The sequence below is a fragment of the Bacilliculturomica massiliensis genome (assembly GCF_900605495.1).
Lineage (GTDB): Bacteria > Bacillota > Clostridia > Peptostreptococcales > Anaerovoracaceae > Bacilliculturomica > Bacilliculturomica massiliensis.
In genome coordinates this window covers 1-1,903 of the sequence record NZ_LR027592.1, presented here as the reverse complement: position 1 = coordinate 1,903, position 1,903 = coordinate 1, and the positions used below count along the sequence as shown (strand labels likewise).

Here is a 1,903-nt window from a genome sequence, read left to right as displayed (position 1 = left end):
GCCTCCGGCAGCCAACCGGACACGGAGGCCGGCGCAGGGACCAGCGGCGCGGCGGGCGGAACCGCTGGCGGGGAGGAAAGCAGTTTTGATTACGATATTATCGTTGTGGGCGGCGGTCCCGGAGGCTATGTGGCAGCGATCAAGGCAGCGCAGCTTGGGAAATCCGTGGCTATCGTGGAAAAAGAGCGGTTTGGAGGCACCTGCCTGAACGTGGGCTGCATTCCCACTAAGGCGCTGCTCCGAAGCGCGGAGGCGCTGAAAGAAGTCCGGGAGAGTGCAGATTTTGGAGTTGTCGGTGTGGATGGATTGCAGGCCCGGCTGGATATGACTTTTGTGCAGAAGAGAAAGCAGGGTGTGGTCAATCAGCTGGTAGGCGGCGTGAACGGTTTGCTGCGCGGAAACGGCGTCACGATTGTCAGCGGTGAAGGTGTGGTGAAAGACGCGCACACGGTGGAAGCGGCGGGAAAAATCATCACAGCGGCCAGTCTGATTCTCGCTACGGGTTCTGTGGCGAAGCATCTGCCCATTCCTGTAGATCCAGCCATGGAAGTGCTGACGAGCACTGAGCTTTTACAGCTTGACAGTCTGCCGGAATCCATGGTGGTCATCGGCGGAGGCGTGATCGGAATCGAATTCGCCTACTTCCTGGCTTCTGTGGGAACCAGGGTGACGGTCGTGGAATTCCTGGACCGCATCCTTCCCATGGTGGATGAGGAAATTACGCAGCAGGTTGAAAAACAGCTGAGAGACATGGGAATTGAGATTCATACATCGGCAAAGGTGACGGAAATCACCGCTTGCGGCGTATGTTTTGAAAAGAACGGTAAAACGTGCTGCGCGGAGGCGGACAAGGTCCTCATGGCCGTTGGAAGAGGGCCGAGACTGGATGGTATCGACTGCGAAGCTCTGGGACTGAAGACAGAACGCGGCGCCATTGTTACGGATGAAACAATGCGCACAAGCATCGATGGCGTATATGCCATAGGCGACGTGAACGGAAAGGCGATGCTGGCTCATGTAGCTTCTATGGAGGGAATCGTGGCGGTGGAAAATATATGCGGTCACAGCAGCGTCATGGATTACAGTCAGGTTCCCAGCGCTATTTATCTCCAGCCTGAAATCGCCTGTGTGGGTCTGACTGAAAAACAGGCGAAAGAAAAGTATGGGGAAATCAAGGTCGGACGTTTTCCGCTCATGGCCAATGGAAAGGCCAAGGTAGCAGGCGAGGAACGGGGAATGGTCAAGGTTATTTCCGAAGCGAAATACGGTGAAATCGTAGGAGTTCATCTCTACTGCATCCACGCGACCGATATGATTGCGGAGGCGGTAGTGGCCATGAAGCTGGAGGCCACGGCGGAAGAAATCGCGGCGAGTATCCATCCTCATCCCACCGTTTCGGAGGTGATGCACGAGGCCATGCACGCGTTGGCGGACGGCAGAGCTATTCACTTTTAAGTCTATCATAAAACCATTTCCGACGCAGGGGCAGGTTCCGCGCCGGGATACAAAGAAAACGGACAAAGATAAAGGAGAAGGATTATGTTGATGACAGGATACGAGTATATTGAAAGTCTGAGAAAGCTGAATACGAGAGTGTACATGTTCGGTGAGAAGGTGGACGACTGGGTGGATCATCCCATGATCCGTCCCTCCATCAACTGTATCGCCATGACTTACGAGCTGGCTCACGATCCCCGCTACGAGGATCTGATGACCGTCACCTCCAACCTGACGGGAAAGAAGATCAACCGCTTCGGCCATCTCCATCAGAGCACAGAAGACCTGAAGAATAAAGTCAAGATGCAGAGACTGCTGGGACAGAAGACCGCTTCCTGCTTCCAGAGATGCGTGGGCATGGACGCCTTCAACGCCGTCTTCTCCACCACCTTTGAGACCGATGAGA

The 1,903-nt window shown here is 54.9% G+C and carries 2 protein-coding genes; both read left to right on the top strand.

Annotated features, from left to right (window positions below):
- Positions 1 to 1,455 (top strand): dihydrolipoyl dehydrogenase (gene lpdA, locus E0E37_RS01185; RefSeq protein WP_130861156.1); only part of this gene is annotated, 1,455 nt, incomplete at its 5' end.
- Between the two features lie 81 nt (positions 1,456 to 1,536).
- A partial coding sequence (locus tag E0E37_RS01180; protein WP_281275508.1) for a 4-hydroxyphenylacetate 3-hydroxylase N-terminal domain-containing protein occupies positions 1,537 to 1,903 on the top strand: 367 nt, incomplete at its 3' end.